Origin of the sequence: Pseudomonas sp. Pf153 (assembly GCF_001269775.1) — a bacterium.
Taxonomy (GTDB): Bacteria; Pseudomonadota; Gammaproteobacteria; order Pseudomonadales; family Pseudomonadaceae; genus Aquipseudomonas; species Aquipseudomonas uvaldensis.
Genome location: NZ_LHVL01000012.1, coordinates 113,216 through 139,668, shown reverse-complemented (window position 1 = coordinate 139,668; position 26,453 = coordinate 113,216). Strand labels below are relative to the sequence as shown.

General features: G+C 60.8%; 25 protein-coding genes, 4 tRNA genes and 1 pseudogene. 5 read left to right on the top strand and 25 right to left on the bottom strand.

Features of this window, described 5'->3' with window-relative positions:
- Positions 1 to 236: 236 nt before the first annotated feature.
- Together AD666_RS08400 and AD666_RS08395 are read right to left on the bottom strand one after the other, a co-directional pair.
- Positions 237 to 860, bottom strand: a complete 624-nt coding sequence (locus AD666_RS08400) for a glutathione S-transferase (protein ID WP_053150489.1) — start codon at positions 858 to 860, stop codon at positions 237 to 239.
- Positions 861 to 904: 44 nt separating this feature from the next.
- Positions 905 to 1,564 carry a transglutaminase family protein gene (locus AD666_RS08395; protein ID WP_053150093.1) on the bottom strand — a complete coding sequence of 220 codons (660 nt, stop codon included), beginning with the start codon at positions 1,562 to 1,564 and terminating at the stop codon, positions 905 to 907.
- 307 nt (positions 1,565 to 1,871) lie between these two features.
- Here AD666_RS08395 and AD666_RS08390 point away from each other — a divergent pair, with 307 nt between their 5' ends.
- A complete protein-coding gene (locus AD666_RS08390; RefSeq protein WP_053150091.1) occupies positions 1,872 to 4,319 on the top strand; it encodes an acyl-CoA dehydrogenase in 2,448 nt (815 codons plus the stop codon).
- Positions 4,320 to 4,402: 83 nt separating this feature from the next.
- Entirely contained in the window at positions 4,403 to 4,810 is a 408-nt protein-coding gene (locus AD666_RS08385; RefSeq protein ID WP_053150088.1) for a PA2817 family protein, read from the top strand.
- A gap of 81 nt (positions 4,811 to 4,891) precedes the next feature.
- Here AD666_RS08385 and AD666_RS08380 read toward each other — a convergent pair whose 3' ends face one another.
- The 15 genes from AD666_RS08380 to AD666_RS08310 form a co-directional block, all read right to left on the bottom strand.
- Positions 4,892 to 5,161, bottom strand: coding sequence for a DUF3613 domain-containing protein (locus AD666_RS08380; protein ID WP_053150085.1), 270 nt, complete (start codon positions 5,159 to 5,161; stop codon positions 4,892 to 4,894).
- A gap of 22 nt (positions 5,162 to 5,183) precedes the next feature.
- Positions 5,184 to 5,894 (bottom strand): hypothetical protein, encoded by a 711-nt coding sequence (locus AD666_RS08375; protein ID WP_053150083.1) that lies wholly within the window; start codon positions 5,892 to 5,894, stop codon positions 5,184 to 5,186.
- 56 nt (positions 5,895 to 5,950) lie between these two features.
- On the bottom strand, positions 5,951 to 7,174 hold the full coding sequence (locus AD666_RS08370) for a type II and III secretion system protein family protein (protein ID WP_053150081.1): 1,224 nt from the start codon (positions 7,172 to 7,174) through the stop codon (positions 5,951 to 5,953).
- 472 nt (positions 7,175 to 7,646) lie between these two features.
- Entirely contained in the window at positions 7,647 to 8,612 is a 966-nt protein-coding gene (locus AD666_RS08365) for a type II secretion system F family protein (RefSeq protein ID WP_053150079.1), read from the bottom strand.
- A 27-nt stretch (positions 8,613 to 8,639) separates the two neighbouring features.
- On the bottom strand, positions 8,640 to 9,626 hold the full coding sequence (locus tag AD666_RS08360; protein WP_053150076.1) for a type II secretion system F family protein: 987 nt from the start codon (positions 9,624 to 9,626) through the stop codon (positions 8,640 to 8,642).
- Entirely contained in the window at positions 9,623 to 11,059 is a 1,437-nt protein-coding gene (locus tag AD666_RS08355; RefSeq protein ID WP_053150073.1) for a CpaF family protein, read from the bottom strand. The genes AD666_RS08360 and AD666_RS08355 overlap by 4 nt, the downstream gene beginning before the upstream one ends.
- 3 nt (positions 11,060 to 11,062) lie before the next feature.
- On the bottom strand, positions 11,063 to 12,283 hold the full coding sequence (locus AD666_RS08350) for an AAA family ATPase (protein WP_053150070.1): 1,221 nt from the start codon (positions 12,281 to 12,283) through the stop codon (positions 11,063 to 11,065).
- Positions 12,277 to 12,771 carry a TadE family protein gene (locus tag AD666_RS08345; RefSeq protein ID WP_053150486.1) on the bottom strand — a complete coding sequence of 165 codons (495 nt, stop codon included), beginning with the start codon at positions 12,769 to 12,771 and terminating at the stop codon, positions 12,277 to 12,279. Before AD666_RS08345 ends, AD666_RS08350 begins: the two co-directional genes overlap by 7 nt.
- A gap of 11 nt (positions 12,772 to 12,782) precedes the next feature.
- Entirely contained in the window at positions 12,783 to 13,262 is a 480-nt protein-coding gene (locus AD666_RS08340) for a TadE/TadG family type IV pilus assembly protein (protein WP_053150067.1), read from the bottom strand.
- Between the two features lie 8 nt (positions 13,263 to 13,270).
- Positions 13,271 to 14,587 carry a TadE/TadG family type IV pilus assembly protein gene (locus tag AD666_RS08335; RefSeq protein WP_053150483.1) on the bottom strand — a complete coding sequence of 439 codons (1,317 nt, stop codon included), beginning with the start codon at positions 14,585 to 14,587 and terminating at the stop codon, positions 13,271 to 13,273.
- 67 nt (positions 14,588 to 14,654) lie between these two features.
- Positions 14,655 to 15,470: a Flp pilus assembly protein CpaB gene (cpaB, locus tag AD666_RS08330; protein ID WP_053150064.1), complete on the bottom strand. Its 816-nt coding sequence runs from the start codon at positions 15,468 to 15,470 to the stop codon at positions 14,655 to 14,657.
- Between the two features lie 15 nt (positions 15,471 to 15,485).
- The gene (locus AD666_RS08325) at positions 15,486 to 16,814 is read right to left on the bottom strand and encodes an AAA family ATPase (protein ID WP_053150061.1); all 1,329 of its coding nucleotides are present in this window, start codon (positions 16,812 to 16,814) and stop codon (positions 15,486 to 15,488) included.
- A 2-nt stretch (positions 16,815 to 16,816) separates the two neighbouring features.
- On the bottom strand, positions 16,817 to 17,347 hold the full coding sequence (locus AD666_RS08320; RefSeq protein ID WP_053150058.1) for a prepilin peptidase: 531 nt from the start codon (positions 17,345 to 17,347) through the stop codon (positions 16,817 to 16,819).
- 26 nt (positions 17,348 to 17,373) lie between these two features.
- Complete coding sequence (locus tag AD666_RS08315; protein WP_053150055.1) at positions 17,374 to 17,568, bottom strand: Flp family type IVb pilin; 195 nt, start codon at positions 17,566 to 17,568, stop codon at positions 17,374 to 17,376.
- A gap of 153 nt (positions 17,569 to 17,721) precedes the next feature.
- A complete protein-coding gene (locus AD666_RS08310) occupies positions 17,722 to 17,916 on the bottom strand; it encodes a Flp family type IVb pilin (RefSeq protein WP_053150053.1) in 195 nt (64 codons plus the stop codon).
- Positions 17,917 to 18,170: 254 nt separating this feature from the next.
- Between AD666_RS08310 and AD666_RS08305 the strand changes: the two genes are divergently transcribed.
- Complete coding sequence (locus AD666_RS08305) at positions 18,171 to 19,040, top strand: DNA-binding response regulator (protein ID WP_053150049.1); 870 nt, start codon at positions 18,171 to 18,173, stop codon at positions 19,038 to 19,040.
- Between the two features lie 55 nt (positions 19,041 to 19,095).
- On the opposite strand, the gene AD666_RS08300 is transcribed toward AD666_RS08305, so the two are convergent.
- The 4 genes from AD666_RS08300 to AD666_RS08285 all read right to left on the bottom strand — a co-directional run bounded on the left by AD666_RS08300 (position 19,096) and on the right by AD666_RS08285 (position 19,510).
- Positions 19,096 to 19,171: transfer RNA gene (locus tag AD666_RS08300), tRNA-Gly, on the bottom strand.
- Positions 19,172 to 19,174: 3 nt separating this feature from the next.
- Positions 19,175 to 19,250: transfer RNA gene (locus AD666_RS08295), tRNA-Glu, on the bottom strand.
- A 106-nt stretch (positions 19,251 to 19,356) separates the two neighbouring features.
- Positions 19,357 to 19,432: transfer RNA gene (locus AD666_RS08290), tRNA-Gly, on the bottom strand.
- Positions 19,433 to 19,434: 2 nt separating this feature from the next.
- Positions 19,435 to 19,510 (bottom strand) — tRNA-Glu (locus AD666_RS08285).
- Between the two features lie 369 nt (positions 19,511 to 19,879).
- Between AD666_RS08285 and AD666_RS08280 the strand changes: the two genes are divergently transcribed.
- Entirely contained in the window at positions 19,880 to 20,638 is a 759-nt protein-coding gene (locus AD666_RS08280; RefSeq protein ID WP_053150046.1) for a hypothetical protein, read from the top strand.
- A 111-nt stretch (positions 20,639 to 20,749) separates the two neighbouring features.
- Here AD666_RS08280 and AD666_RS27010 read toward each other — a convergent pair whose 3' ends face one another.
- From AD666_RS27010 to AD666_RS08265, 4 genes and pseudogenes are all read right to left on the bottom strand, one after another.
- Complete coding sequence (locus tag AD666_RS27010; protein WP_371259570.1) at positions 20,750 to 21,613, bottom strand: methyl-accepting chemotaxis protein; 864 nt, start codon at positions 21,611 to 21,613, stop codon at positions 20,750 to 20,752.
- Positions 21,611 to 22,675: pseudogene (locus AD666_RS27005) on the bottom strand (HAMP domain-containing protein); the annotation flags it as partial. The gene AD666_RS27010 and the pseudogene AD666_RS27005, both read right to left, overlap by 3 nt.
- A gap of 148 nt (positions 22,676 to 22,823) precedes the next feature.
- A complete protein-coding gene (locus AD666_RS08270) occupies positions 22,824 to 24,215 on the bottom strand; it encodes a PLP-dependent aminotransferase family protein (protein ID WP_053150039.1) in 1,392 nt (463 codons plus the stop codon).
- 215 nt (positions 24,216 to 24,430) lie between these two features.
- Positions 24,431 to 25,192 (bottom strand): SDR family oxidoreductase, encoded by a 762-nt coding sequence (locus AD666_RS08265; protein WP_053150036.1) that lies wholly within the window; start codon positions 25,190 to 25,192, stop codon positions 24,431 to 24,433.
- 224 nt (positions 25,193 to 25,416) lie between these two features.
- Between AD666_RS08265 and AD666_RS08260 the strand changes: the two genes are divergently transcribed.
- Positions 25,417 to 26,421 carry an NADP-dependent oxidoreductase gene (locus AD666_RS08260; RefSeq protein ID WP_053150033.1) on the top strand — a complete coding sequence of 335 codons (1,005 nt, stop codon included), beginning with the start codon at positions 25,417 to 25,419 and terminating at the stop codon, positions 26,419 to 26,421.
- Positions 26,422 to 26,453: the final 32 nt, after the last annotated feature.

Sequence of the window (26,453 nt, the reverse complement as noted above, 5' to 3'; positions counted from 1 at the left end):
GGGCGAGCGGCGAGCAATACAACCACTGGCATTAGGCTCTGTTTGAAAAGTCTTGAGACGAAGGTCAGGCAAGGTGAAAAACGGCGAGGAAGCGGAGTTTACTGGAGTAAATGAGCATTCCGAGCCGGTTTTCAGCGCAGCATGAACGAGTATCGAGGCTTTTCAGACAGAGCCTAGGGAGGCCATGGTGCTTGGCGTCGCCGCACAAGTACAGTCAAGCGTGTCGATAGTAAGTATTAAGTCAACGCAGTCATGACCGCCTTACGGTACGCGGGACGCTGTTGCAATCGCCCGTACCAGGCCTCCAGGTGAGGCAGCCGGGCACGCTCGATGGGCATCTCGAACCAGGCATAGATGAAACTGCCGAGGGGGATGTCACCCATGCCGATTTCATCACCCGAGAGATAGGGTTGCTCGCTCAGCGCCTGGTCCGCCACGGCCAGCACCCCTTCGCAAACCTGGATTGCCGATTTGATGGCGGCCCAGTCCTGCCGCTCGGCAGGCGTGCGCAGGACACCCCAGAACACGGTGCGAAACGGATCGGCAAAGGTGGAAGTGGTCCAGTCCATCCATTTTTCAGCCTGGGCCCTGGCCTGGACATCGGTCGGATACCAGGCCGAACCGGATGCGTGACGAGCCATCAGGTACCGCACGATGGTATTGGATTCCCAAAGCACGAAACCGTCGTCCTCGATCATCGGGACGCGACCATTGGGGTTCTTCGCACGGTACCCGGGCGTGTCCACCACACCGAACGCACCACCGGCGTCGATGGCCTCGAACACCAGTCCCAGTTCCTCGGCGCACCACAACGCCTTGCGCACATTCGATGAATTTTTCCGACCCCAGATCTTCAGCATCACGGCTTCCTCAATGGATAAGTGCCGCAGCAGCATACGCCGGATCAGCCACGACTCAAATCGCCCTGCATATTGCCCAGCAGGGGCGGCAGTCGATCCTGGAACAGGTGCGGATAGCATTTTTCCAGATGCTCGAAAAAGAAGGTTTCGGGCACGTCGGGGAAAGGACCATGGTCGGTGACATATTCCATCGACCGCGCTCCCTGGCGATTGAAAGGATGGAAGATGCTGTCATGACGACCATCGAATTCCAGGGGCGCGACGTCGAACAATTCACACAACCCCTGGTTGAAGGCCGGCGTAGCCTTGACCCAGCGGTCGCTCAGGTACAGCTCGGTATAACCGTGCATCGCGAACACATCGCTGCGCAGCAATTCCAGCAGGCGTGGCGTGGATAGATGATTACGGACGTCCGCCAGGCCAATCCGCGCCGGGATGCCACAGTGACGGGCGCAGGCGGCCAACAACGTCGCCTTGGGCACGCAATAGCTTTCACGACAGGCCAGTGCATGACTGCCACGCAGGGTCGCCGGGTCGCGGCTGAAGGTGTAGGGGTTGTAGCGCACCGCCTCGCGCACGGCGTAATACAGGCTGATCGCCTGCGCCGTCGGATCGCGGTCGGTGCCGCGGTGGGTTTCGGCGAACGCGATGACCGCAGGATGATCGCTGTCGATGAAGCGGCCGGGGTTCAGGTATTGCTGCATGGGAAACCTCTCGCACTGCAACGCCGCTGGCAGGGTCAGGACTTGCTCCTGCACCGGCGCAACGCTACGGCATCAGGGAAACGCTGAGTCTATCCACAGCCCTGATGCAGCGATAACGGCGTTTCGGCCAAACAATGGCGTTTTCTCTCCTTTTCGGCGAACGATTTCCCACGGCTGTTGCCAACCAGACTGGCGTAACGCATGCGAGATTTCCCACGAAACCCATCACATCGCACTGACCGCCGGATTGACCGATGCCGTCTAAGCTCTGGGGGTCGGTCTTGCCTTGGTTCACGGAGGATTAAATATGCTGTTGTTGTGGATACTGGTCCTGGTCGTCGGGATCGCCTGGCTGGCGCATCGGCGCATCGCCCCGCTACCCGTGCTGGGTGTCGTCGCGGTCTACCTGCTGGCCATGGGCATCTTCAGTCCTGCGCCCGGTTGGCTGATGCTGGTCCTGTGGGTGCTGCTCGGCGTCATTGCGGCCCCGCTGCTGCTGCCGGACCTGCGCCGCAGATATTTCAGCGCGCCGATGTTCGACTGGTTCCAGAAAACCCTGCCGCCGATGTCGGAAACCGAACGCGACGCCATCGATGCCGGCACGGTATGGTGGGACGGCGAGCTGTTCAGCGGCCGGCCCGACTGGGACACCTTGCTCGCTTACCCCAAGGTGCAATTGACCGAGGAGGAGCAGGCCTTCCTCGACGGCCCCACCGAAGAACTCTGCGCCATGGTCAGCGATTGGCAGATCGGCCAGGCCATGGACCTGCCGCCCGAAGCCTGGGCCCACATCAAGGAACACGGATTCTTTGCCCTGATCATTCCAAAGGCCTACGGTGGCAAGGGCTTCTCCGCCTATGCCCATTCCCAGGTGGCAATGAAACTGGCGACCCGCAGCGGTGACCTGGCGTCCACCGTCATGGTCCCCAACTCCCTTGGCCCGGCGGAACTGTTACTGCACTACGGCACCGACGAACAACGCGACCATTACCTGCCGCGCCTGGCCCGTGGCGAGGATATCCCGTGCTTTGCCTTGACCGGGCCGCTGGCCGGCTCCGACGCCGGGGCGATGCCCGATACCGGCATCGTCTGCAAGGGACAATGGCAAGGTCAGGAAACCCTCGGCCTGCGTCTGAACTGGGAGAAGCGGTACATCACCCTCGGACCGGTGGCGACTCTCCTCGGCCTCGCATTCAAGGCCTATGACCCCGACCACCTGCTGGGCGACGAAGAAGACCTGGGCATCAGCCTTGCCCTGATTCCCACCGACACTCCCGGCGTCCACATTGGTCGTCGCCACCTGCCCCTCGGCGCGGCATTCATGAACGGACCGAACTGGGGCAAGGATGTGTTCATCCCGCTGGATTTCCTCATCGGCGGCCAGCCCATGCTCGGCAAGGGCTGGATGATGTTGATGAACTGCCTGTCGGTGGGGCGCTCGATTTCCCTGCCGGCCGTGGGGACCGGGGCGGCGAAGTTCACCAGCCTGGTCACCGGCCAGTACACCCAGGTGCGGGAGCAGTTCAACGTACCGTTGTCGGCCTTCGAAGGTATCCAGGAAGCCATGGCGCGTATCGGCGGCAACGCCTGGCTGATGGATGCCGCGCGCATGCTGACCGCCAACGCGGTGGACCTGGGGGAGAAGCCCTCGGTACTCTCGGCCATCCTCAAGTACCACCTGACCGAGCGCGGCCGCGAATGCATCAGCCACGCCATGGATGTGCATGGCGGCAAGGGCATCATCATGGGCCCGAACAATTACCTGGGCCGCAGTTGGCAAGGCGCACCGATCTTCATCACCGTGGAAGGAGCGAACATCCTGTCGCGCAACCTGATGATCTTCGGACAGGGGGCGATCCGTTGCCACCCCTTCGTGCTCAAGGAAATGGCCCTGGCGACCCGCGAGGATAAAGACCAGGCGCTGATCGAGTTCGACCGGTTGCTGCTCAAGCACATCGGTTTCGCTATCAGCAACGCCGCCAGCACCCTGGTGCTGAATCTGGGGCTGGGGCATTTCGAGCGAGCGCCCGGCAACGACCTGAGCCAGGGTTATTTCCGCGCCCTTAATCGACAGTCTGCGGCATTCGCCCTGTTGGCGGACCTGAGCATGATGCTGCTGGGCGGCGAACTCAAACGACGCGAACGCCTGTCGGCGCGCCTGGGCGATGTCTTGAGCCACTTGTACCTGGCCAGTGCCGCGCTCAAGCGGTACCACGACCTCGACTCGCCAGACCACATGGCCCCGCTGTTCACCTGGGCCATGGAAGAAAGCCTGGGCCAGTCGGAGCGTGCGCTGGATGAATTGCTCGGCAACTTCCCTAACCGGGCGCTGGGCTGCCTGTTGCGCTGCGTGGTGTTCCCCTTCGGCCGCCGCCATAAAGGCCCGAGCGACCGATTGGATGCCGAAGTAGCGGCGGTCATCGGTCGACCCAAGGGCGATCCAACCCTGGAGGAGCTGCTGCAAGGTTGCTACCGCCCTCAATCCGCAGACGATCCGGTGGGCGCTCTGCAGCATGCCGTCGACCTGCTGTCGGCCGCCCGACCGACGCAGAAGAAAATCCACACGGCGCTCAAGCAGGACCAGCTCAACCCGGCCCCAGGCGAACCTCTTATCGAGGCGGCCCTCGAAGCCGGCGTGCTGCAGGCCGGCGAAGCCGAGGCCCTGAGAGCGGCCGAAGCGGCACGACGCAAGGTCATCGATGTGGATGATTTCGACAAGGAGGCGCTGACACTCGCCGAGGCCAGAGTCCGCTGATCACGCCGACCGGCACCACCATGTAAAAACGGGCGCAGTGGCTTTATACTCCTGCGCCCGTTTTGCTCTTGAGGACTTATCTCGTGTCCAATGTCGTTGCCGATCACCTTGTCTTGCTTGACCATTTGCGCAGCATCCTGGTCGCCGTGGGTGAGGCCGAACAGGTTCCCGAAGAAAGCCATGCCTTGTTCCTGGAGCGCTTCGATGAACTGCGGGCCCAATTGCCCGTCGATCCGATCGAAAGCCAATACCTCGGCCAGGACCTGCTGTGCCAGGTGATCGTTCGTTATCCACAGGTCGCTCACCTCGTGCCTCGCGACCTGCTGTGGTACTTCGGCGGTGATTGCCTGCACTACATGCCCGACGAAGAAATCAGCCTGTACCAGGCATTGGAAGAGCGCCGTTTCGAAGCCGAACAGAATGACGAACCGTTCGACTGGAACCAGGAAAAACAATTGCTTGCGCTGTCGGATCAGGACAGTAAGCACTGACCGAGAGCCGTTCTTGAAAAGGCCCGCACGGTAATCCGGCGGGCCTTTTCATTGAACGATCACCATCGATGTCCCGGTGTTTCATTTGCTGCTGGTGATCTCCCCTCCAGAATCCTGGTCAAAAAATTCCGGAATCGGATAGTTGAAGCTGTTGAGCCAGCGCCGCATGGCCAATTCACGCTCGGTGGCAGAGACGGTTTGAAGATTGGTAGAAGCCACTACCCCGCGAATCTGCAATTGCATCCAGCTTTCGGTGCCTTGTTGCGCGGCCGAAGAAGGCCCTGGCTCGATTGCCCAGGCGGAAGTGGACAAACATGCGATGCAGACGATCAAAAACTGTTTCGTATTCATCTCTCGAACTCCTCGTAACGCTCTACTTGATCGCGCCGGATGAGGCATCGACTACCTCGGTCAGATGGCCTGTCTGTGTCATTCCCACCTTATTGGCAGTCCCCCTGATCCGCTCCGCGCGGGCCTGGGCTTCTGCCACTTGCGCAGGGCTCAGCCTGGCCATGCTCGCGAGCTCGGCAGCTTGCTTCCAGTTATCCTGGTAGATCAGCAGCGTCACCATATTGAGGGCGGCCAGGGAGTCCGCTTGCCTGAGTTCCATGGCGGTCATGAACTGAAAACGCGCTTCGGGGATCTTGCGCTGATTGAGGTAGACGACGCCCAGGTCGTTGCGGATTTTGGCTTCGGTAGGGGCCATTTTCACCGCACGTTCGAGATGCTCGGTGGCGGCGGCGTTATCGTTCTTCGCGGCGGCCAACTGACCGAGGCCATGTTCGCCATCCGCTGCCAGACAAGTCCCCAGCAGACTTTTGTACAGCGGCTCAGCGTCGTTGCGCCCCATCAGCCGCAGCACACGCGCCTTGCGCAGGCGAACCTGGACCAGGTCTTCAGGCAGGCCTTCAAGGTTCGCCAGGCTGGCGTACAAACGACCGTCGTTGGCCATGTCATCCGCCAGGTTCAACGCCAGCTCCTGGTCGGAGCCGGGTTTGGCGCAACTGGCCGTGCGGGGTGCCACACCGTTACTGGCACAGCCGGCAAGGACCAGGGCCGCCGTTATCGCGATCACTGCTTTCATGACATGCCCTCCGACGACAGATTGACTTCCCGCCTCCCGGCCCATCGAACGCCGGCTCATTGGGAAAGCCCGCTACGGTTGTCGAACTCGCCATGTTCAAGGAAGTACATGCGATAGAAGTTCGGGTCATAGTTGCGCAGCTGTTCGCCCGGCAACGTCGGCAATTGCGCGTCGGCGGCCAGGGGCTGAACCAGGTGCGGCGTGACAATCATCAGCAGTTCCCGCTCTTCGCGATCGATGGCGTGATCGCGAAAGAACGCGCCGAGAACCGGAATATCACCCAGGCCTGGAAACTTGTTCACCTGGGAAGCATTTCGCGTACTGATCAGACCGCTGATGACGAAGCTTTCGCCGTCTGCCAGGGCGATACTGGTATCGGTGCGGCGCACCGTGAGCGCAGGAACCAGCGTACCGGCAATGTTCACGGCGTTGGTGAAATCCAACTCACTGACTTCGGGCGCGACCTTCAAAGCGATGCGGTTTTTGCCAATGACGGTCGGCGTCAGGGTCAGGCGGATACCGAACTCCTTGTACTCGATGGACACGTTATCACTGCCGGCGCTGGGTACCGGAATGGGCACTTCACCGCCCGCCAGGAAGCTTGCGCTCTGGCCACTCAAGGCCACCAGGCTCGGCCGCGCCAGGGTGTAGGCAAAGCCGCTGCCCTCCAGCGCATTGATCATCAACAGGGTCTGGCCGGTGGCGAAGGACAGGTTGAACATGTCGTTATTGACCGGCAACGCCGGCCGGACCACCCCCCCGATGGTGGGCAGGGTCCGCGGCGCACCGAACTGGAAGTTGCCGCGACTGCCGAAAATCGATGTCGAGGCTTCCTTGAGCTTGGTCCGGCTGACCTCGACGAACCGGATGTCGGTCTGTACCTGGGCGAGCAGCATCGGGTCTTCGGAAGGCAACATCGCGGCGCTGGTAAGCGCTTCGGTGGCACTGCCCTTGACGAAAATCATGCTCTGGCGAGGGGTCTTCGAACACGCCGTCCAGACCATCAGACTGGTGGCGCCCGGGGCGATGCCCGTGAGGATGAAGGCATCGCTGCCACTGGGCTGCACGTCGGCGATTTTTGGGTCACCCACGGCCAGCTTTGTCACGGGGGCCAGGATACGCAGCTCATTCTGGTGCCCCTGGCCGACCTCAAAGGTCGCCGGCAAGCTGTCCAGCTGCGAACAGTTACCTGCTGCGGCCTGCGCCGCATCCAGGCCGAGGCCCATCCAAAACAGGCCATGGACAAGGTGTTTCAACGCAGACGCGGTACGATAGCTCATAAAATGATCCTCGACAGACTGGCCGTCCCTAGGCTTGAAAAATGCCTCGGATCATTTTATGGAGCCCGGGCTGCTCCTCCCTTCTCACCTGCTGCTTCGGTACCTCGGCAACGGGCCTCATCGCAGGACGTAGCGACGATCGACCGTGCCGACTGAACGACAGGCGTCTTGCATGACGCGACTTTCATAACGCCTTCAAGCACCTGGAACCGCCCAGGTTCGAGCAGAAGACGGGTCTCGACAGCTCGCTTGAAAAGCGACTGACCTGTCACGTGCCCGCTTCTTTTTGACGGTAGTTCAAGCATGGCAAAGCGCCACAACCGAAACAAAAAAACGTCTGAAAAGTGGCGCGAGCAAGAATCTCGACGAAGAAGGCGTCAATAAACCGACTTACTCACACTTTTCAGCATCGTGAAACCCCGTCATTGGTCGCACGAGACGCCTGTTTCAAACGCACCACTCACTACAACGCTCACATATTCCCGAACGCCCTGAACACCCCGATCATCGCGGGCCCAATGGCAACCAGGAAAAAACTCGGCCACAGGCAGAAGATGAGCGGAAAAATCAGCTTGGTACCGATTTTTGCCCCCATTTCTTCGGCGGCCTGGGTACGCCGGTCGCGGAACTCATCGGCGTAGATGCGCAGGGTGTCAGCCACGCTGGTACCGAAGCGGATGCTCTGGGCCAACAGGCTGACCAGGCCCTGGATGTCCTCCAGGCCGGTGCGCAGCGCCAAGTATCGCAGTGCCTCGGTGCTTGTGATGCCAGCGCGGATCTGTGCATTGACGAGGGCCAGTTCCTCAGCCAGTTCGACCTGGCTCACCGCCATTTCCTCGGCGACCCTTTCGATGGTCGTGGGCAGGGCCAGGCCCGACTCGACACACACCACCATCAGGTCCAGGGCATCCGGAAACGCGGCCCGCAACCGACTTTGTCGCGCCTGCTTGCGCCTGCCGACGTAGAGCGCTGGCAGTAGCCATCCGATCCCTACCACCACGATCACGCCCAGCAAACCGACGATCACGGATGCCTTGACCAACGGCAGCAGCAACAGCGCCAGGCCGAGCAGTAACAGCGGCAGCATCAGACGCACGGCCCAATACATTTGCACCGCCGACGCGGAGCGATAACCGGCGTGCGTCAACAAGGTCTGGGTGGCGGATGTCTGGGCCGGGTCGGTCGAGGCAAAGCGCTGGCCGACCCGCTCCAACAGCAGTTGCAGGTTACCGGGCGACTCATGCCCGGCCGCGCCCCCCGAGTAACCGCGCTTGATCAGGGCCAGGCGCCGCTGGACCGGGTCCTGCAGCCCCAGCACCAGCAGCATCAATGCGACCACCGCCAGTACCGCACTGAAGCCGACCGCCGCGATAAACAACAGCCGCGCCGCCTCCTCGCTCCCGGTAAACCGACTGAACAACCCGAGCAGATAATCCATGACTGATACCCCATGGCAATACAGCGTTCAAACCTGGATCCGGATGATTTTTCGTATCCAGAAAATCCCGATCAACATGGCGCAGAAGGCCCCGATGATCAGCTTGTGACCAGTGGGATCGTTGATCAGCACGGGCATATAGCTGGGGCTTGTGAGCACGATGGCAATCGCCAGCACGAAAGGGATCGCCACCAGTACCCAAGCCGACATGCGCCCTTCGGCCGACAACGTCCTGATCTTGCGCTGAAAGCGGAAACGCCCACGGATCAACCGGCTCAGTCGTTCCAGCACCTCGGTCAGGTTACCGCCGGTTTCACGGTGGATCAGGATCGAGGTCACCAGCATCATCACCGTCATGCTTGGCATGCGTTCGAGCAGACCCAGCATGGCCCGGCGCACGTCGTTGCCATAGTTGATGTCGGCGAACGTCAGGCCGAACTCCTGGGCCACCGGCCCCTTGTGCTCATCGGCCACCAGACGCAGGGTCTCGTTGAATGGATGGCCGGCGCGCAAGGCCCGGCACATGGCGTCCAGCGCATCCGGCAACCCTTCTTCGAACGCGGCAAATCGCTTGCTGCGGTCGCGCATGATCTTCAATACCGGTAACCAGAACAGCGCGAAGGCCGCCAGCAAGGCCGTCCACCAGGGGGATGAAACCGTCCACACCAACCCGGCCGCCGCGGCGCCAAGGACCAGACCGAGCAGCATCACCCGATAAGCACGGTATTCATGACCGGCCTGCTCGATGATCTGGGTCAGGTTGGCCATGAACGGTAATTGCTCAAGGCGCGCTTCCAGAGGGGACAACCGCGTCAGGTACTTTTGCCGCAACACCGTCTGCATGTTGGGCAAATGGTTGGCTTTTTCCAGCACATGCAAGCGCCCGCGAATGCGCTTGCGCATCTTGCCGGCTTCGCCGAACACCGGTACCACCACGCCCTGCGACAGCAGGAAGACCGCGATGAACACCATACCCAGGAAAATCAGAATGAACTCGGAAGGAATGTCTTTCATGACGGCCGGGCCTCCATCCATTCAGGGCGGAACAGGGTCAGCGGCAACTCGATGCCGCGCTTGGCCAACACATCGCGGAACGCTGGAATCATGCCGCTGGGCCGGTACTCGCCGAGCACCTCGCCGTGCTCGCCGATACCCTGGCGAGCAAAGCAGAAGATTTCGGTCATGGTGATGACCTCCCCTTCCATGCCGTTGATCTCCTGAATACTCACCACGCGTCGCTTGCCATCTTCTTGACGCTCCAGCTGGATCACCACATCGATGGCCGAGGCAATTTGTTGACGCATGGCCTTGATCGGGAATGTCGCACCGGTCATCGAAACCATGTTCTCGATCCGGCCTAACGCATCCCGTGCGGTGTTGGCGTGGATCGTGGTCAGGGAACCGTCGTGACCGGTGTTCATGGCCGTGAGCATGTCCAGCGCTTCGGCACCGCGCACCTCGCCGATGACGATGCGATCAGGGCGCATCCGCAAGCTGTTGCGCACCAGCTCCCGCTGGCTGACCTCGCCGCGCCCTTCGATGTTCGAAGGCCGTGTTTCGAGGCGTACCACATGCGGTTGCTGCAGCTGCAATTCGGCGGAGTCTTCGATAGTGACGATGCGTTCGTTATGCGGAATGAAGCTGGACAACACGTTGAGCATGGTGGTCTTGCCGCTGCCGGTCCCGCCGGAAATCAGCACATTCAGGCGCCCGCGCACGATGGCCTTGAGCAACAGGGCAATGGCCGAGGTCATGGTGCCCACCTGGATCAGGCTGTCGGTGTTGAGCAGGTCCACGGCGAAGCGCCGGATCGACATGCTCGGACCGTCGATGGCCAGCGGCGGGATGATCGCATTGACCCGCGACCCGTCCTTGAGCCGGGCATCCACCAGTGGCGAGGACTCGTCAATACGCCGACCCAGGCTGGAAACGATGCGGTCAATGATATTCAGCAGATGCTGGTCGTCGCGGAAACGCACGTCGGTGCGTTGCAGTTTGCCGAAACGCTCGACGTACACCGAGGCAAACCCGTTGACCAGAATGTCGGACACACTGTGGTCGGCCAGCAACGGTTCCAGTGGCCCCAGGCCCAGCACCTCGTCGGTGATCTGCTTGATGATGAGTTGGCGACCGGCGGAACTCACCGGCGCCGAATGTTCATCGAGCAGTCGCTGACAGATCTCGCGAATCTGCCGCGTGGCCTCGGCCTGTTCGAGTGCATCGAGCAGGGACAAGTCCATGACCTTGAGCAATTGCTGGTAGATCTTTTCCCGCCACTCGGCTTCCACCGGGGTTACCTGGCTGCGGGTTTCGTAGAGCACATCCGGGACGGGCTGCTCCCAGGCCATCAGTTCATCGGTCGAGTCCGGCAGGCTATCGCCCAGCTGGGTCGAAGCTGCGGGCTTACCGGACTGTTTGCGCAAGCGGTTGCGGAAGTCGCTGATCATGGGTCATCCCCCGAAGAAACGGTTGAAGGCGCGTTTGAGCAGGCCTTTGTCCGAGGCCATCTGGTGACCGACCAGGTCTTCGGTCAGATCGCGCAGGGCAACGGTGATGGCCGCCCTCGGCGCGTGCAGCCCCAACGGCACGCCAGTGTTCTGACTCTGGCTGACCAGGTTGAAGTCATTGGGTAAGCGGGACAGGTTGGCACAGCGCAAGGCCTCGCCGATGTCCTTGAGACTGACCGTCGCGGCCTTGTCATAGCGATTGACCACGATCTGCAACTGGTCCCCGCGTACGCCCAAGTCTTCGCGCAGGATCCGCACCAGGGCGCAGGCGTCGCGCAGGTGGCTGACGCTCTGTTGCACCACCACGTAGACGCGGTCCACCTGTTCGAGCACGGAGCCGGTGAGGTGGTCGATCTGCCGCGGCAGGTCCACCACCACCCAGTCGTAGCTGGCGCGGGCCAGTTGCAACAGGCTGTCGAGCTGTTCAGGCTGGGCGTCCTGGGGCAGGCACAATTCGCCGGCCCGGCCACCCAGCACGTGCAGGGTCGGGCTGAAGTGGCTGCAGAAACCCCGGAGCGCGATGGTGTCCATGTCGTCGATCTGCTGCAGCACTTCCAGATGGCTGTGGGATTGCGCCACATCCAGGTAGTGGGTAACGCTGCCGAATTGCAGGTCCATGTCCAACAGCAAGGTATTGCCCGCCCGAGCGCTGAGCTGCTGGGCGAGGTTGCAGGCCACCAGGGTTCCGCCGGAGCCGCCCTTGGCACTGATCACGGCGACCAGCTTGCCCTCGGCACCATTGCCAAGGCGCACTTCGGCCACCAAGCGATTGAGGGCCGCCACCAATTCCGGCTCGGCGATAGGCTCGGGCAACACATCGCGAGCACCGGCCTGCATCGCCAGGCGCATGCCCTCCCGGTCGCCCATCAAGCCGCACACCAGCATCGGCGGACGCTCATGGGCCGGACGCTGGAGCAATGCCGCCAATTCTTCACGCCACAGGTGGCTGACCCGCAACAGCAACAAGTCGGGCATGCGTTCCAAGCCGTAAAGCGGATCGACATGGCCGTTGCTCACCAGGCGCGTACTCACCTCCAGGCACGGCATGCGCTGGCAGACGCATTGCAGATCGCGCAGGGACGCGGCATCACGGCTGCTGATCAGAAGCCGCAGCCCGGCTTTGCCGGTGGCGGTCGAGAGCGGATTTTCCCTGGTATTCAGCATGGTGTGATCTCCGCAGAATCGGAATGACGCCCGAGACTTTCGCGTGGCAAGGTCGCCCGGAACGCGGGCAAGGTAATGGGCACGCCCAGGCCGGGAATGAACAGGTTGAACACGTAGTTCTGCACGCTTAACCGGACGTAGCGGATCGCCCGGAAGCCGTTGGCGCCGGACGTATCGGCCGGGTTGGCGACCACGGCGCCATTGGCATCCAGGTAAGTCAGCGTCAGGTTCGAGGTGGCCAGGCTGCTGATGAGTTGGCTGTTCCCCGCATCGGTCGCCGCATTGAAGATGGCCCGGCGCAACACCACCGGATCGCTGATGTCGCACACTGCCGCCAATCGAGCGCCGCGCCGGGCGGCTTCGTCCAGGGCGTTGGCGGTGAAGTACAACCGGCCCATTTCCACCACGCCGAACAGCAGGACGAACACCAGCAGGCCTACGAAGGAGAACTCCACGATGTAAGTGCCGCCCATGTGCTTCATGTTTATCTGCCTGTTCATCACAGCACCCTCATGACCGTTGTCGCGACCAGCGGTATGCCCAATGACATGGCGCTGCCAAAGAAACCCGGAATCGATCCGGTACAGTTGCCTGCGCCGATCACTGGACAAAAGGAGTAGGTAATGGTGACGCGCACGTGATCGCTGCCCACGGCGGCGACTTCCACTTGGGCCGTCGTCAACCCAGACACCACGGGACTGCCGACTGCGCTGGGCACGCCGTACACCGCAACGTTTTTCGTCTGGGTCTGCAACGTACTGCTCAGGGCGATGCCACCCAGGGTAGAGTTCCAGGCCTGGGCGGCCACAAAGCGATCGGCGTCCCGGCTGGCCTGCAACAGCACGTTGTACTGGTAGAGCATGCGACCGAACTCACCAAAGGCCAGCAACAGCAACAGCATCAGCGGCAACACCAGGGTGAACTCCACCAGCGCCACGCCGCGCTGGGCCTGGGGCGGATTGAACTGGGCAAGTCTCATGACGCCTCCTACGAGTCGGTGCTCGGCGTGCCGCTGCCATTGAGGTAGGTTTTGTAGAGCTGGATGATCTGCGGCCCGACATCAGTGGACGGTGTTGGCCCCGGTACGCCATCTCCCTCGCACTCCTGCACGAACTGGCCGAAGACCAGGGAGTCCGAGCCTCCGCCGTCGACCGGCTGCACGACGAAGTAGCAACCGAACCCCAGCACCGGAATCGAGGTGGAACCCCCTTGCTTGCCGGTGCAGTTGCCGATCACGATCTTCAGCATCCGGCGCTCGAACACCCCGTTGCTTTCACAGCCGCTGCCGCTGCCGGCCACACAGGCGGCGACCTGGGCCCGCCAGTCGTTGTAGTCCTGTATCGCTTCACCACCCGCCGAGAGATCGCCGTTGCTCGCGGTAACGGGTTGGTTTTTGTATTTGGCCTGGGCGAGCGCATCGTCATAGGTCATCGCCGGATTGCTCGACGAGGTCACCAGGTCCGGTGGATAGTCGGAGGCGCTGACGGGGCCGTTGTAGATACCGAAGCGCGTGTTCAAGCCCTGGGATGTGGGGCCGGCCTTGTTGCCGGGAGCCGTCTGGACGTTGTCGCCCACACTGCGGCAGACCGAACCACCACCGGCCAGGTCTTCCCGGACCGTACTGCCGCCGGATCCGAAATCGAGCAACTGGAAGTTTCCCGGCCCGATGGGCGAGGTATTCCCTGCCGCCGTCTTCAGGACCTCCAGGTCACCAAAGTGATAGCCCCAGAAATTACCTGCGGCCGGGTCGTACTGGGCGGGGTCGCCACACACCATCAGCGGCGCCAGATCGCAGGGCGAGGTAGGACTGGGACCTGCGGTAGCGATGGCCGCCACCCTTTTATTGCCCAAGCCGGCGCTGCCCATCGTCTGGATGAAACTCCAGAAAAAGCCGTTCAGTTGATAACTCGACACCGACACCCGCACGTATTTGGCATCCGCGGGCCCGGGATAGGAGAAAGGGCCATAGACGCTGCTGGCCAGTTCCACCACGGCAAACGCACCCGGGTTGTCGGCCACCGCGGTCGATAGCTCGGCATTGCCCGAGGCGTTGGCGTTTTTCGTCAGCGTGTCGAGGGCCGCCGCTCGGGTCGAGCTGGCCATGTTGAGGCCGCCGGTGACCTGACTCAGGGTCTTGGCCCCGCTCAAAGCCGCGGCATCCACCGCGTTCTGCAAGCGGCTTTTGTTGAGCAGCATGTGGCCGCCATCCAGGGCCAATGCCGCTACCATGGAAATCGCCACCAGCGCGATCACCATCAAAACACTTACCGCCCCTCCCTGGCGTTGCCGAATATTGGGATTCATCGTCACGCCCTCGCTGACTGCCTTGAGGATCGTCATCGCCTGCAAGCCAGGCGATGTTTTGCACCGCTCAACGCAGGTTGATCACCTTGCTTTCAACCCCGCGAATCACCGTGACCGCCGCGCTGTCCGGCGCCTTGACGATGCGCTGCACCACGGGTTTGGGTGCCGGAGCGGCCGCTACCACGACCGGTGCGGGAGCCGGTGGCGCAACGGCCACGGCTTTTTTCTCCAGGTTCAAGGGGTTGCGCAGGGCCAGCTGGAGCTTGCCTTCGGTCTGGGCGGTAACCAGCGCTTCCGCTTCGACAGCCGTCATTTCCAGCGTCACGGCCCGCACCACCACCGGTTGGGTCTTGTCGGTCCCCGCCGTCTGGTCGACCGCCAGTACGCGAAGGTTTTCCAGGATGGTCCGCGACACCGCGTTGTTGCTGCCGGCGCTGGTGGTCTTGGTCGCCAGCACATCGACCCGGTTACCTGGCAACAGGAAGCCGCCGACGCCGACCACGTCATCCACCCGAACCGAGACGGCACGCTTGTCTGGCGCAATCAGCGAAGCCAGGGTGCTGCCTCCCAGATGCTCGCTCAGGCGCGCCCCCCGTAGAATGTCGCCGCGCAGGATGTCGAACGTGGCGATCTTGCCCACGGCCTTTTCGCTGGAATCCAGGGCATCGTCCGGGATTGTGTCCATGGGCATGCGCACGGTCGTGACCTGCTGGGCCTCGACCATCTGACCGAAGGGAATTTCCACCGTGGCGACCACCACGCTTCGAAGGTGATCATCGGGGGTCGCATTGAGTCGCGCGCTCAGCCAGGAGTCAGCCATCCATGCGGCACCGAGGCCCATTACCAGGGAAACGCCTATCAGTGGAAGCGTACGAGAGCTCATGTCGGTATCTCCGGATCAAAGAAAGTCGAGCTGAACGAAGTAGTTGTGCCAGGCCCATTCCAGCTCCTGGGGCGACAACGGCCCGGCACCGCCCAGGTAGCGCTGTCGATCGAGCGCCATGTTCAACAAGTCGCGAGGGTGGCACGGCACCAGCGGCATGCCTTCGCCGCCATAAAGGCGCTGCAGCACATAGCGCACCAGCAGCGGGTCGTAGGGAATGCCCAGGCGCTCGCATTCCTGGCGCCAGATGCGTTCGTATTCCTCAGGCTTGAGGTAACCGAACTGCACCTTGTAGCCGATGCGACGCAAGAAGGCTTCGTCGGCCAGCTCCAGGGGATTGAGGTTGGTGGAGAACACCAGGATCAGGTCGAACGGCAACTCGCAATGCCGGCCGCCCCCCAGGTTGATGAAATCGCGCTTCTCTTCCATGGGCACGATCCAGCGGTTGAGCAATTCGGCCGGGGCCATGCGCTGGCGCCCCAAGTCATCGATGATGAACAGGCCGTTGCTGGCTTTGAGCTGCAACGCGGCCTGGTATTGACGGGTAAACGGGTCGTAGCGCACGTCCAGTTGCTCCATGCTCAGCTCGCCGCCAGTGATCACAATGGGCCGCTTGCAGCACAGCAACCGGCGGTCGATGCCTTCGTTGAGCATCAGGTTGTTCGACGGGTTGTTATCGTCCAGGCGCTGGTGCACCTGCGGATCGTAGATTTCGATCACCGACTCGTTGATGACGATGGCATGGGGCACCCAGATCGCTTCGGCGAACAGGCGGATCAACCGGCTGCTGACGTAAGTCTTGCCGGTGCCCGCCGGCCCATAAATCATGATGGCCCGGCCGGAGTTCAACGCCACGCCCAACTGGTCGAGCATGCCTTGGGTCAGTACCAGGCCGGACAGGGCCTGTTGCATGTCGTTGGCAGTGATTCGACCATGGTGGATGGTCTGAATCTTGATCAGGGATCGATAAGTGCTCACCGGGAACGGTGCCGCACCGATGTAACCGCTACGGGCCAGGGCATCGCGGGCGGAACTGCGACCGCGCTCGGTCAGGCCATAACGCAGTGTCTGTACATTCGCCTGGCCGATCTGGCCGAGCACTTCGACACGACCGTCCTTGCGCAGGAACGCCAGGACCTCTTCCAGCACCGCACCGGTCAGGGCCAGGCGCTCCACCAGTCTTGACATGTCCAGCACGCCAGCATCATGCAGATGCTTGCACACCAGTTCACCCAGGAAGCTGTCGGTCAGACCGGTGTCGCGAATCGTGCACGGCTGAGGTGCCAGGCGTTGCACGGCCTCCCTTTCGCTGGGGTAGGCATCGCTATCGTTGATGACGTGCATGACTAGACTCCCCAGCCACCGGCAACCAGTTGCCAGTAGACGCTGTTCAAGGTGCCGATCAGGATCGCAATCGAATAGGGAAAGGGTTTGCCGGCCACTTCATCGGCCGTGGGCGCCAGATAAGACTGGGCGCGGACAATCAGCCAGTAACGCCCGAGGGTCTGAAGCAGTTGGCCGCGGGCCAGGACGATCAGGAAACCGCACACGCCGCCGGCGATCAGGCTGAACAAGGCCGCCCACAATGCGTAATGGAAGGGCAGGAAGCTGCCGACCATGGTCATCAGCTTGACGTCCCCGGCCGCCATACCGCCCACTGCGTACATGGGCAAAAACAAACCGAAGCAGATCAGCATGCCCAGCAGGCTGTCGCCCAGCCCGCCGATGCCGGCTGTATAGACCTGGCTGGTCAGTCCAAGGGCAAGCCCCAACAGGACAAGCATGTTGGGTATGCGGTGGCGAAGCAGATCGCTTGCCACCGCTACGCCCAAAAGTCCCAGCAGTAGTACCGTCGACACCAGCAATTCCATGGACATGGCGCGTCTCCCGGTTGCGGTTATCGTCAGCAGGCGACGTTGCCATTGACGGCCTGGCACAGCGCACGGATCTTGGTATCCACAGCGCCGCCCAACAGTACGAAGGCCGCGGCCACCGCCACGGTGATCAAACCACCCGCCACCGCATATTCAACGATGGTCAGGCCCTCTTCGTCCTTCAAGAACTTACGGATGGAAGTTCTGAGTGTGTGCAGAGTCATTTTATTTACCTCAACTTCATAAGTTGTATGGCGAATAACTGGTGGTCGGGGACAACGCGAAGTCCGTTTGAATAAGTGGGTTGTACTCACAGCAAAAGAGTCGCAAGCGCTATTCCATGACAGTTGCCGTGTCCCCCATTTCAAGTGTTGCGATCAGCAGGCAACGTTGCCGTTGACGGCCTGGCACAGAGCACGGATCTTCGTGTTCACGGCGCCGCCCAGAAGAACGAAGGCCGCGGCAACCAATACCGTGATCAACCCACCGGCCACTGCGTATTCCACAATGGTCAGTCCATCTTCATCTTTGGCGAACTTCATTACCGAAGCCTTGATAGTTTGAAGAGTCATTTCGCACACCTCATCGGGGTTGTTTAAAAGGCAGTACATTGCGAACTGCCTGATGCAACCCTAGTCAGGGGGGCGGTATAGCCGTTAGGAGGATTTTGCACATCGCTAGGATTTTTTTGCGCAAAGACTGCGGGGCAAAGCTCAATCAGGTATCGCGATGAGAAAGAGGTTTCTTATAGAAATTTATTCGGCGCGGTGATAGCACATTGGCAATACTTCCGGCTAAAGGACAGGAAGAACCACTGAGTACGCACATGACGTCGAATCTGACCGGTAAGCCAAGGTTATTGTGGTTCGATCTGACCCGCGATCGCTCCACACAGGAACTCATCACCCAGTTCGAGACCACGTGTATCTGCACGGTGGCAAAAAATGCCGCGCTGCCCACCGGGGAACAGGTCGACATGATCTGCATCCATTTTGACAGGCCAGACACGCCGGGCTTGAGGCGCCTGCTGGAGATCAAGCGCACCGTGCCTGCTATCCCGATCACCATGTTCACCGTACAGCACTCCGAAGAACTGGCGGTCTGGGCCATGCGTTCCAGCGTCTGGGAATACATGGTGCTTCCCCTGTCAGCCACAGAAAGAAAGCGCTACCTGGCCGCCGTGGTGCAGTTATGCGAGTTGCGGCGCAATAACGGCAGCCGTGGCAAGACTTCGCTGATTGACCACGCGCCCATCTTGCCGGACAGCATCCGCCTGACCTCAGGACACCAGAAACACCAGGCGCTCAGCCACATCATGCTGTACATCGACCAGCATTTTCGCGAAAGCATTGATCAACGGGACCTGGCCAAGCGTTGCGGCATGACCACATTTCGCTTCAGTCGACTGTTCAAGGAGGCCAACGGACTGGGCTTCACCGACTACGTGCTGAACAAACGCATGAGCTTTGCCAAGGATCTGCTGGATAACAGCGAGATGCCCATCACCAGCATCGGCTACGAGGCCGGTTTTAAGGATCCGTCCTACTTCGCCCGCGCTTTCAAGCAATTCGCCAACTGCACACCCAGCGAATACCGTTTGGCGCGTCATATGCGAACAGCGATCGCCATCCAGCCCTCGCCGGAAGAAACCAGCGTCGAGGCGCTTGAGAATCTGGTCCATAGCCTGGAGGACTGAACGCTTTTTCACAGGCATAAAAAAACGCCGCTCATTGAGCGGCGTTTTTTGAATTTGGAGCGGGAAACGAGACTCGAACTCGCGACCCCGACCTTGGCAAGGTCGTGCTCTACCAACTGAGCTATTCCCGCAAATGGCGTCCCCTAGGGGACTCGAACCCCTGTTACCGCCGTGAAAGGGCGGTGTCCTAGGCCACTAGACGAAGGGGACACGCTGCCCGGAACACATTGGTGTGTGTTCCAGTGCCCAGACCCGCATCCGAAGATATCGTTTCTGGTTTCACTCAACCCTGCCCTGAAGCAAGATTGTTTAAAATTGGAGCGGGAAACGAGACTCGAACTCGCGACCCCGACCTTGGCAAGGTCGTGCTCTACCAACTGAGCTATTCCCGCATTGGCGTCCCCTAGGGGACTCGAACCCCTGTTACCGCCGTGAAAGGGCGGTGTCCTAGGCCACTAGACGAAGGGGACACACGTACAACATTCACTGCTTATCGCGTTTGGCTGAGTGCTTTACGCTGTAAGTGGCGCGCATTCTATGGATGGTTGGGCAGGTCGTCAACCCCCAGATATAAATTTATTTAAATCAATGACTTCCCCCGGTTTGAAGGCCTATTCGGACATTTTGCCCGTCCAGTCTCTGACGCCTATATTCCGGCGCCCGCCAAGACGCTATAGTCGCGCCGGACAAATAGTGGCAATGTGCATCCAGTTCGCGGGCGCCCTGTAACGGCATGACGCCCGTCTAATGTCGTCTTGCGGGCCTATGCGCTTAAAAGCCAAGCCACTACACTGAAGTATGCGAACCCTATAAAAGAGGTCTTACCGGTGACACCACTCATGATCACCCTGCTCGTCGTAGCCGGGATCGCACTGTTGATCGCCATTGGTTACATGAACCACGTGGCAGAGAACAACAAGCTGGAAAAGGCCCGCACCAAGGTTGAACTCAACGACCGCCTGCGTCGTTGCGGCGAACTCACCGAAACCTTTCCTGGCCAATTGATGACGCCGGCCCTGAAGCTGTTGATCACCCGTCTGGAGATCAACGTTTGCCAGCGCTTGCTGAATATGGAGAAGAGCAATGCCGCGGTAAAGGCGCGCCTGGACGAACTCAACGCGCTGGCCGCCCAAGGCGAATCGATCCCGGTGAACAATCCACCGGCGCCCATCCTGACAGAAGCCAAGGCCAAGGACGTGCGTTTTTTGCTCGAAGCCCTGCATGGCCAGATTACCCGGGCCGCCCAGGACGGTTTCCTGCCCCCCAACGAAGCCAAGCGCTGGATTCGTGAAGTACGGCATATCCTGGTCCTGCTGCACATCGAATTCTTCAACAATCTCGGTCAACAGGCCCTGCAACAGGAACAACCCGGGCAGGCGCGCCTGGCGTTCGAGCGCGGCGTGCAGTACCTGCGCAAACAGCAGGAACCCCAGGTCTACGCCGAACAATTGGCCTATCTTGAAAAACTTCTGGAGCGCGCCAATGCCATGGTCCTGGCCAGCACCAAGGCAGCCGAAGACGAAGTCAACCAGTTGTCCGCCGGGCTCAAGGAAGTCGAAGAGGAATCGGAGTGGAAGAAGAAAAGGGTCTACGACTGAGTGACCCGGTACACCCGAAGGCCCTGAGGGAGCAAAGCTTGCTCGCGATAGGGGCGCCTCGAGTCCCGAGGGCCCCCACGCTCTTCATCGCGGAGCCTTCTTCCTACAGGCTTACAATTTGAAATGCCCTACCATCCCCTTCAACTCAACGCCTAACTGCGCCAGTTCAATGCTGGACGCGGCGTTGCCCTGCATCGCCAGGGACGACTGATCGGCGCTGGCGCGGATGCTGGTGACACTGCGATTGATCTCCTCGGCGACCGAACTCTGCTGCTCGGCTGCTGCCGCAATCTGCTGGTTCATCTGTTGGATCAACGACACCGCTGTCGCGATGCTGCCCAACGCGCTTTCGGTCTGTAGCGCATCGCTGACCGCCATCTTCACCAGCTCGCCACTGCTCTGAATCTGTTGTACGGACGTCTGGGCTGCCGCACGCAAGGCGCTGACCAGTCGTTCGATTTCCTCGGTGGACTGTTGCGTGCGCCGTGCCAGGGCGCGTACCTCATCGGCCACTACCGCGAATCCCCTCCCCTGTTCGCCAGCCCGTGCCGCCTCGATGGCCGCGTTGAGCGCCAGCAGGTTGGTTTGCTCGGCCACGCTCTTGATCACACTCAACACTGTGCCAATGTTCTGGATTTCAGCGCTGAGGCTTTCGATGCTGGAGCTGGCCGAAGTGGCCGAATCGGCCAATTGCTCAATGCGCACCATGCTCTGGCGTACCACCTGCTGGCCGCTTTCGACCTTGTCATCGGCGGTCTGGGCCGCCTGGGCCGCTTCTTCGGCATTGCGCGCCACATCGTGCACCGTGGCGGTCATCTGGTTCATGGCCGTGGCGACTTGCTCGGTTTCCTCTTTCTGGCTGCTGACTTCCAGGTTGGTCTGTTCGGTCACGGCCGAGAGGGACTGGGCGGAATTGGCCAATTGTTCGATCCCGGCCTGCAAGCCGCTGACAATGCTGCTCAGTCCGGCCCCCATCTGCTGCATCGCCAGCATTAACTGACCGATTTCATCCCGACGCGTCACCTCGATCGTTGCGCTCAAGTCGCCCGAGGCGATCTGCTGAGCCACGCGGATGACACTGCGCAGCGGTGCAACGATCAGACGAGTGATGACCCAGGCCGCGATCAACCCCACCAGCAAGGCCAGGGCCGACGAACCGACAATCAGCAAGGAGTTTTTCTTCAGTTCCGCCTGCATGGCACCGTCTTCGGCGTTGTAGGCCTGGTTGACCCGTTCCACGACTTGGTCGGCGCGTTCATGCAATTGCCGGTAGACAATCTTTTCCTTGGCCAACAGGCCGGTGTAGTCGGCAAGTTGCTGCTTGAATCCGGCAATATGCCCAGCCACTTCGTTGAGCACGGTCTGGTAACCCGCATCCTTGACGGCGGTCTTGAGCACTTCGGCCTGCTTCATGGCCTGCTCGGCCTGTTCGATGTCGCCTTGCCCTGCTTCTTCATTGCCTTTGCGGCTCTGGTCGAGGCGCACCCGCGCTTCGTTCATGGCCTGCAGCATCAACCGTGACACTTCGCTGACCTGGTTGGCCTGTTCGATGAACTCGGCCCCCTCCTTGCCTTCGGAATCTTTCAAGGTATAGGCGCCATCATCCGCCAGGCCTGCTTGCAGCACATCCAGGTTATTGGCGACGCTGGAAACCGACCAACTGGCCATTTCCAACGCCAGTTCCTTGCTCTGGTTCAATTCGACAAATTCATCGAACGCCTTGCGATAAGCCGCCAAGGCCTGTTCGACGTCATTCATCACCGGCACGTTGGCAGTCGATTTCGCCTCGAGTTCGTTGGCCAGGGCAAGCAGCCCGTCGACACCCTGGCGCAGGGCATCGACGGTCTTGGGGTCGGAGCGCAAGGCATATTCCTGCTCCAGCAACCGGACCTTGAGCAGTTCGCTGTTAAGGGCCGACATCTGTTTCAAACCACCGAAGCGCTGGCTGATGGTTTGCAGGGACCAGACACCGATGGCCGCCACCACAGCAGTGAGCAACAGAACCAGGACAAACCCGATCCCCAATTTCTTTGCCATACCCAGGTTGGCAAAACGTCCTTGCACGGCCGAAATCATTGCGCTCAGTCCTCTGCCAGTGTGTGTGATCGCAGATTCGCAATCAGACACCCTTCAACACAAGATGCCGGCGTCGGAATAATGGCAAAAAGCTACAGCCCCGTCGTTTTCAGAACACTGGAGGTCGATCCAAAGCCGTTGCCCGGAAGAACGCCAGTGCCCTGGGATCCCGGGCATAGGCCACATTGATCCGTAGCCAGTCGCTTTCGGCGCCTGAAGGGCTGAACGCCGTACGCGATGACAACAGTACGCCGAACCGCTTGGCCAGGCGCTGTAAGCCAGCGTAGTCGCACAAGGGCGGACGCGCCCAGATGAACAGTCCTCCCGCCGGCTTGCCGAAGACTGTCCAGTCGGCATCTTCCAGCACCTGCAGCACCGCCGCCATGTCGACATTCAGACGTTGCCGTTGACGCTGGGTCAGTTTGCGATAGGCACCATTGGCCAACAGGCTGGCCACAACCGATTCACAGAACCGCGAACCGCCCATGCTGGTGATCCCCTTGACCTCGCTCAGTCGCTCGATGACATCGGGCCCGGCCACCACAAAACCTACCCGCAACGAACTGCTCAGGGTTTTCGAAAAACTGCCAACGTAAAGAACATCCGCATCCAGCGCTGCCAGCCGAGTCCGCGCGGTGCCCTGGAAGTCAGCGTAGACATCGTCTTCGACTACCAGCATGGCGTGCTTCCTTGCCAGTTGAAGCAACCGCTGGGCCACAGCCGGCGCCAGGCTGCTTCCGGTCGGGTTATGGCAGGCACTGTTGACGAACAGGGCGCTGGGCCGGTGACTGGCCAACAGCGCTTGCAGCGCATCGACATCCGGGCCTCGCGGCGTCCTGGGTAACTCAATCATGTCGATGCGGTGAAGCCTGAGTAACTCGAACAGGCTCGAATAACCGGGACTTTCCACCACGACACAGCATCCCGGCCGAAGCAGAGTCCGCACGATCAGGTCCAGCCCATGGGTCGCCCCCGTCGTGGTCAGGATCCGGCTTACGTCGGCATCGATATTGAGCTGCCTCAAACGCCTGGACAGTTGCTCGCGCAATGCGGGCAGCCCCAACGGCGTGCTGTAGTTGAACAGCCCCGCCATGTCGGTGCGGGTCACCTGACGGATCGCATAACCCAGGTCATCGCTTTCGCGCCAGCGCTCGGGCAGCCCGCCCGCGCCCAGTTGCAGCTCCCACTGTGCGTCGTCTACGCGGCCGACCTGGATGAACGGCGCCTCGTCCGGCCAGTCGCCGGATGCGGACCCGGCCAGAGGTGGTGGAGCCACGAAAAAGCTTGAGCCATGACGGGACGCCAATATGCCCTGGGCAACCAGGCGCTCACAGGCTTCATTCACACTGGACTGGCTGAGCAGGTTATCCCGTGCCAGTTGCCGAATGGAGGGCAGGCGCGTCCCCGGTTGCACCGCATCCTGTCGAATCCAGCCGGTCAGTGCGTCGACAATTTGCTGCACGACAGGCACCAGGGCCTGTCGGTCGATTCTCAATTCCATGAGTAACCAAGCTCCTAAGCGTTTGTTTTATTTCTGGAAACAGTTTGCTTTTAGGGAAACAGTTAAGCACAGGGTGCTCGGAAAGGAGGTACGACAACGCCGCCAAAATCGCTGAATCTCATCCTTTGAAACACATTGGCGGGACATTGGAGAAGTTTTCCATCTTTCAAGAAAAAAGCCCGCAACCAGTGCGGGCTTCTTCCTACAAGCTTGCTTCAAAAAGCCGTAACGCCGCCGTCCACCGCCAACGAATGACCGGTGGTGAATGCCGCGCCGTCACTGCACAGATACAACACGGCGCAGGCGATTTCCTCGACCTTGCCGATACGTCCTACGGGATGCATGGCGTTGGCGAATTCGCCCTTTTTCGGGTCAGCTTCATAGGCACGACGGAACATGTCCGTGTCGATCACCGCCGGACAGACCGCATTCACGCGGACTCCCTTCTTGGCGTATTCGATGGCAGCGGATTTGGTCAGGCCGATCACAGCGTGCTTGGAAGCCGCATAAATGCTCATTTTCGGCGCCGCGCCCAGGCCGGCCACCGAGGCGGTATTGACGATGGCGCCACCGCCCTGGGCCAGCAGCAACGGCAATTGGTATTTCATGCACAACCAGACGCCTTTGACATTGACGCCCATGATCGCGTCGAACTCATCGAGCGTACCGTCGGCCAGCTTGCCCTTCTCGATTTCGATCCCGGCATTGTTGAAGGCGTAATCGAGGCGACCGTACGTATTGATCACTTCACTCATCAGGTTTTGCACTTCGCTTTCCTGGGTCACATCGCAGCGCACGAATACCGCCTCGCCGCCCGCGTCCAGAATCGACCGCACCGTGTCTTCGCCACCAGCCCTGTCCAGATCGGCCGCCACCACTTTCAACCCTTGCGCCGCGAACGCCTGGGCAGTGGCGCGGCCAATGCCTGCGGCGGCGCCCGTGACTACGACGACCTGTCCGGAAAACGTCATGCTCATTGTCTGTTCCTCGAAGGATGCGGGATCAGGCCAGTGTAGCCACAGCCTTGCGGCACACGGCAGCACTATCCAGGTGCCGGTTGGGTGTTCATGGGTAGCAGTGATAACAGGCCGGGCGGCGATATCACTGCGTTGGATCGGCGTGCATTCGCTGTGTCAGCAAACCTTGCGACAAATCCTTCAAGGGTCTATCAACAAGGCTTCATTCATCTTGAGTGCCAGCCATGACTGCCCAGAACAATCGACAGTTCCTGCTCGCCAAACGCCCGGTAGGCGCCGCGACCCGTGAGACGTTTACTTATCAGCAAGTGCCGGTCGGCGAACCGGGGCCCGGCCAGATTCTGGTCAAGAACGAATATCTGTCCCTGGACCCGGCCATGCGCGGCTGGATGAACGAGGGCAAGTCCTACATTGCTCCGGTCGGCATTGGTGAGGTGATGCGTGCCCTGGGCGTGGGCCAGGTGATTGCCTCGAACAACCCGGCATTTGCAGTCGGGGATTACGTCAACGGCGCCTTGGGCGTGCAGGACTATTTCCTGGGGGAGCCAAGAGGCTTCTACAAGGTCGATCCGAAACTGGCACCGCTGCCACGTTATCTGTCCGCACTGGGCATGACCGGCATGACCGCCTACTTTGCCTTGCTGGACGTCGGTGCCCCCAAGGCCGGCGAAACGGTGGTGCTGTCGGGTGCCGCCGGCGCCGTGGGCAGCGTCGCCGGGCAGATCGCCAAAATCAAAGGCTGCCGGGTGGTGGGCATCGCCGGTGGTGCCGACAAATGCAGATTCCTGATCGATGAGCTGGGGTTCGACGGTGCCATCGACTACAAGAGCGAAGATGTCCATGCCGGACTCAAGCGCGAATGCCCCAACGGCGTGGATGTGTATTTCGACAATGTCGGGGGCGATATTCTGGATGCGGTACTCAGCCGCCTGAACCTCAAGGCCCGCGTCGTTATCTGCGGCGCCATCAGCCAGTACAACAACAAGGAAGCCGTAAAAGGCCCGGCCAACTACTTGTCGCTGCTGGTGAACCGGGCGCGCATGGAAGGCTTCGTGGTCATGGACTACGCCGCGCGGTTCGCCGCTGCGGGACAGGAAATGGCCGACTGGATGGCCAAGGGGCAGCTCAAAAGCAAGGAAGACATCGTCGAGGGGCTGGAGACATTCCCCGAGACGCTGACCAAGTTGTTCAGCGGGGAAAACTTCGGAAAGCTCGTGCTCAAGGTCTGACGCAGAACACTTGTAGGAGCGGGCTTGCTCGC